Annotated in this window: 4 protein-coding genes and 1 tRNA gene; 3 read left to right on the top strand and 2 right to left on the bottom strand. The window is 45.0% G+C overall.

All coding sequences use genetic code 11. The annotated features are described in order from the left end of the window. The 3 genes from ACW12G_RS01930 to ACW12G_RS01920 form a co-directional block, all read left to right on the top strand. Nucleotides 1-210, top strand: a 210-nt coding sequence (locus ACW12G_RS01930) for an NrtR DNA-binding winged helix domain-containing protein (RefSeq protein WP_455647152.1), incomplete at its 5' end; no start/stop codon positions are given. A gap of 70 nt (nucleotides 211-280) precedes the next feature. After that, on the top strand, nucleotides 281-1,450 hold the full coding sequence (locus ACW12G_RS01925) for an MFS transporter (protein WP_455647151.1): 1,170 nt from the start codon (nucleotides 281-283) through the stop codon (nucleotides 1,448-1,450). A 295-nt stretch (nucleotides 1,451-1,745) separates the two neighbouring features. Beyond that, nucleotides 1,746-2,639: a serine hydrolase gene (locus ACW12G_RS01920; protein ID WP_455647150.1), complete on the top strand. Its 894-nt coding sequence runs from the start codon at nucleotides 1,746-1,748 to the stop codon at nucleotides 2,637-2,639. 116 nt (nucleotides 2,640-2,755) lie between these two features. Here ACW12G_RS01920 and ACW12G_RS01915 read toward each other — a convergent pair. Next, nucleotides 2,756-2,843, bottom strand: a tRNA-Ser gene (locus ACW12G_RS01915). Nucleotides 2,844-2,962: 119 nt separating this feature from the next. Further along, nucleotides 2,963-4,021, bottom strand: a 1,059-nt coding sequence (locus tag ACW12G_RS01910) for a xylulokinase (protein ID WP_455647149.1), incomplete at its 5' end; no start/stop codon positions are given.

Raw genomic sequence — 4,021 nt, 5'->3', positions numbered from 1 at the left:
AAATTAGACTATCAACCGCCCATTTTGATGATTCTAGGGCCGGACATTACACTCAAAATGGCGCGCCATGTTTTTGAAAGTTTTGGTAAAAAAGAGCCTGATAATTCTAACTTTTTACGGAATCATCAACACTTACTACGACCACTTGGTTCCAGCAGCCAAAATCGCCCCGGTCGTCCAGCTAAAAAATATCAGTTGCTTATTCAATAATGCTAGTGTACAATCGCCTTAATTAATAAAAGTTATTTTTACTTTTATTAGCAAAGAAGGAGATTTTGTCATGGTCAATTCAAAACGTCTGTTGTTCGTCGTCGGCACTGCCTGGATGATCGATGCGCTAGACGTCGCTTTATTGTCGTTTATGATGCCCCTATTGAAGGCAGAATGGATACTAAACGAAACCCAGCTTGGGTTAGTCGGCGCCATTACGTCCGTGGGGATGATGCTTGGTGCGTTGTTGTGTGGTAAATTATCGGATCGTTTTGGGCGCAGACGTGTCCTGATGTGGACGCTCGTCCTCTTTTCCTTGAGTAATTTAGCGCTGTCATTTGCGCCAAATCTTGCTTGGTTTATGGTGATTCGTTTTATTACCGGCGTTGGTTTGGGTGGTGAACTGCCCGTTGCAGCAGCCTTAATTGCCGATCACTATACCGGCACAAAACGCCATCAAATGCTGGTGTTGGTGGATAGTTTTTGGGCTTATGGTTGGATTATCGCTTCACTGATCGCGTTTTTAGTGATTCCCCACTTCGGCTGGCGCATGGCGGCACTCTTAACCGCTAGTTTGTCGCTTTATGCCTGGTATCTCAGGCATCATCTCCCAGAAGATACCATCACGCCCAAGCAACAAGCAACGCCTGCTTTTCGGACATTATGGTCACCCGAACACCGCTGGCCTTTACTTAATATCAGTCTCGTCTGGTTTATCATCATGTTGACGTACTATGGAATTTTCCTCTGGTTGCCGAGTGTGTTGGTTTTACGCGGCTTTTCCGTAGTGCGTTCACTGGGTTATACTTTAGGGATGAGCATTGCCCAACTGCCTGGTTACTATTTAGCCGCCTATCTCTTAACCAAAATGAACTTAAAAAAATTACTCAGTATTTATCTGCTGGGCACAATCGTTGCCAGTCTCGTTTTTGGTCCGGCACACAGCACGCCAGTCATTTTGATTGCTGGTGCTTGGCTATCGTTCTTTGATCTTGGCGCTTGGGGCATTCTGATTGCCTTAACGCCTAGCCTCTTTCCCCAAGCCATTCGTGGTACTGCGATGGGGTCAGCTCAATCCGTTGGCCGTTTAGGGGCAACTATTGGACCATTCTTGGTCGGTTGGCTACTCGATGCCAATTTTGGCATCAGTGGCGTTTTCGGCCTCTTTGTGAGTCTACTATTGATTGCCATGGCACTGATTATTTTTGGGGTTAAAAATTCAAACCCCCAGATAAATTAACAATGACACTAAAAAACACCAATTTTTTGGTGTTTTTTTAGTTTTGAGACCATACAACACCTACTGATAAGACAAGTAAATAAAACGTATTTGCTGTGGTATCGCCAAGTTCTTAATCATACTTTTAGGCTTAAAAACTATGGTAAGATAGTAAGCATGATCACCTCGCGCTTCCCCAAAAAGCACGACTACCGCAACGGTCAGTGGTTTCACTAGACACTGTGTCTTGACGTCATGTGTGCAGACGACTTGCCGATACCGTACGCCACCTAACCCCTCTAAAATAATGTGAAGCATGCCAAAATCTATGAACCACGCCAAGAAAAAAAGATTCCCCCTCGTACTTGTCCCCCTACTCCTCGTGTTTAGTCTGCTGATTATACACCGGTTGTTGGAAAAAAACGCCTTGACCACTGCCGATTCTCAAGTTGTTGCGTTATCCGAAAAATTAAAGCATCAACCAGACACTGCCCTCAAACAACAATGGCAAACCATCTTGCATCACCAAGATTCAGATGTGAATATTGGTGTCTATAATGCGCTCACAAAACAAACCACCATCTATAATAGCAACACCTCAGCAACTTATCCTACTGCTAGTATTGTCAAAGTAAGTGTCTTGGCCAACTTATTACGTATGAGTCAGTCTGATGATGCGTCGCTCTCACCAGCCGAAAAAACACTAGTAGAGAGTATGATTGTCGACTCAGACAATGATGCCACCACTACCCTATTAAATACCTATCAAGATGGTTATACTGGCCCAGACGATTTATTTAATACCCTACACATGACACAAAGTAAAATGAATCCGGATGCCTGGGGAATGACTACAACAACGGCACAAGACCAACTTAAATTGCTTAATGCGTTAGCCTATGGTCAAAAGTCGCCACTAAATCGCTCAGACCGTCATTATGTGCTCCATTTAATGGCTAATGTGAATCCTGACCAGGATTGGGGCATCAGTAAAGGCATCCCTGATAATGCCACGATACAACTCAAAAACGGCTGGTTGGACTCGGACGACGATGACGGTTGGATTGTGAATTCAATCGGCCATATCCAAACAAAAGACAGCAATTATACGATTGCCGTCCTCACGACTGGTAACGCAACTGAAGCAGCAGGGATCGACTTAATTGAGCGCTTGTCTTCAGCAACGGCACGTCAATTAAAAGTTAACTAATGCTTAAAAATAACGCCTCACTCACAGTGTACGTCTTGTCGCCTACGGACGCTTTTTTTACACAAAAAAACGCTACATCAAGGTTTTAAACCTGATACAGCGTTTTTAAATAGTAGTGGAGAAGAAGGGATTCGAACCCTCGCACGCTTTAACACGTCTACACCCTTAGCAAGGGCGCCTCTTCAGCCGCTTGAGTACTTCTCCATAACAGATACTATCATACCAGACATAGCTGATAGTATCAAGCGTTTTCATAGATTTGCGCACGATGATCACGTTACTCAAGTGACAATGACTGATACCGTAGGCTAATGAGCCCGTTCTTAGGCGTTTTTAAGTTGGCGTCGATAAGCCATGAGATCATGTGAAATAGTCTTTGTTGCCGCATAGACTTGTTGGTAAATCGCATAGACTTGCTCATAATTAGCTACCGCTTCAGGATTTGGTTCATAAGTTGCGCCAAATGAAATAATTTCACGCGCCGCATGCTGAACTGAGTCATACCAACCTAGTCCAGTTGCCGCAATCATGGCGGCACCTAAGCCAGGACCTTGTTCGTTGGTCAGTGTGACCACCTTCTTGTTAAAGATGTCGGCTTGGATTTGCAACCACAAAGGACTCTTGGCCCCACCGCCAATGGCGACGACCGTATCAAATTCAGCGCCTTCACGATCATAAATCGTCATAATGTCTTTAAAGCTGAAAATAATGCCTTCCAACACGGCGCGAATAAAGTCGGCGCGTTGATGGGTTCGATCAATGCCCGTAAAGCTACCACGAATATCAGCATCTGGATAAGGCGTCCGTTCACCAGAAATATAAGGCGTAAAGATCAACCCGTTCGCCCCAACTGATGACTCTGCTGCGGCATTTACCCATTCCGCAAATGGGATATCTTGTCCAAAGACAGACTTGAACCAAGCGTTAGCATCCCCGGCTGCTAAGGTCACACCCATTGAATAAAAAGTGTTGGGAATCGCATGATTAAAGAAGTGGATATCACCGCGATAATCAACATCTGGCTGGGCTTCAAATTTAGCCACCACGCCTGATGTCCCAATCGATGACATCACCATATTAGGTTGCAATAAACCAGCTCCTACAGCACCCGCTGCATTGTCGGCTGCCCCACCAAACACCTTTGTGGCGGTTGTTAGACCAGAGAATGAGGCGTATGAATCTGAAATATTACCCGCCAAATCTGTTGATTCAATTAATTCTGGGAAGAATGACGCTGGTAGATCAAATGCTTCTTGCACTTCTTTTGACCATGTCTTGCCGGCGACATCCAGCGCGACTGTTCCGGCTGCGTCTGAATAATCCATCGCCAACTTACCCGTCATCCGGTAACGTAGATAATCCTTTGGGAGCAAGAATGTTGT

Source organism: Leuconostoc sp. (assembly GCF_965300815.1).
The sequence above is the reverse complement of the archived record's forward strand: the minus strand, read 5'-3'. Positions and strand labels throughout refer to the sequence as shown.

What these genes read in the sequence shown, in the direction of transcription:
- ACW12G_RS01925 (WP_455647151.1), top strand. Translation starts at nt 281, where the DNA reads ATGGTCAATTCAAAACGTCTGTTGTTCGTCGTCGGCACTGCCTGGATG.
- ACW12G_RS01920 (WP_455647150.1), top strand. Translation starts at nt 1,746, where the DNA reads ATGCCAAAATCTATGAACCACGCCAAGAAAAAAAGATTCCCCCTCGTA.